This is a genomic window from Aliivibrio sp. 1S175, from assembly GCF_001690985.1.
In the GTDB taxonomy this organism is placed as follows: Bacteria; Pseudomonadota; Gammaproteobacteria; order Enterobacterales; family Vibrionaceae; genus Aliivibrio.
Map to the genome: position 1 here is coordinate 1 of NZ_MAJS01000064.1, position 260 is coordinate 260.

1 protein-coding gene is annotated in these 260 nt (G+C 33.1%); it reads left to right on the forward strand.

Annotation, left to right across the window (positions count from 1 at the left end; genetic code table 11):
* Positions 1-249, forward strand: a 249-nt coding sequence (locus A6E06_RS14650) for a GNAT family N-acetyltransferase (RefSeq protein WP_141676983.1), incomplete at its 5' end; no start/stop codon positions are given.
* Positions 250-260 lie beyond the last annotated feature (11 nt).

Genomic DNA, 260 nt, shown 5'->3' on the forward strand with positions numbered 1-260 from the left:
TTTTTATACATCGATAGAATCGTAATTTCGGAAAAATCCCAAGGCAAAGGCATTGCCTCAAAGTTATATCAATATGCTTTAGATTCAGCCATTGATAATTCAAAACCTTGCGTATTTGCTGAAATCGACGTTATGCCACCAAATGAAGCATCTTTGTTATTCCATAAAAAAATGGGTTTTAAAGAGTTGGAATTATTAAAGCACAGCGAAGAAAAAATGGTATCACTTCAAAAGTTGACAGTTAACTAGGCTAATTTGAG